This is a genomic window from Paraburkholderia sp. SIMBA_053 (genome assembly GCF_046534895.1).
Lineage (GTDB): Bacteria > Pseudomonadota > Gammaproteobacteria > Burkholderiales > Burkholderiaceae > Paraburkholderia > Paraburkholderia caledonica.
The window spans coordinates 1-334 of record NZ_JAWRXU010000291.1 but is presented as its reverse complement, the minus strand read 5'-3'; the positions used below and the strand labels follow the sequence as shown (position 1 = coordinate 334).

At 65.9% G+C, this 334-nt stretch carries 1 pseudogene; it reads left to right on the top strand.

The features are described 5' to 3' along the window. Positions 1 to 334: pseudogene (locus SB753_RS35680) on the top strand (formylmethanofuran dehydrogenase); the annotation flags it as partial.

Genomic DNA, 334 nt, shown 5'->3' with positions numbered 1-334 from the left:
GGCTGCGGCGCGATTCTCGATTCGCTGCATGGCGACGCGCTGAGCGCCTCGACGCTCGCGCTGCAGGGTCGCGGCGCATTCTTCACGACCTTGTCCGAAGTGCGCTCGCGCGCCGATCTGCTGGTGGTTTTCTCATGCGAACCTGCCGCCCGGCATCCGCGCTTTTACGAGCGCATTGCGAGCGGCACGTCGATGCAGCGCGAAATCCGCTTCGTCTGTTGCGAAACCGATCCGTCCGCCAGCCAGGCTAACGACACGCGTAGTACTTCGCTACTCGCCGACGCTTCGCCGCACGACGTGCTCGCGCTCTGGTCGGCACTTGCCGAAGGCCGCA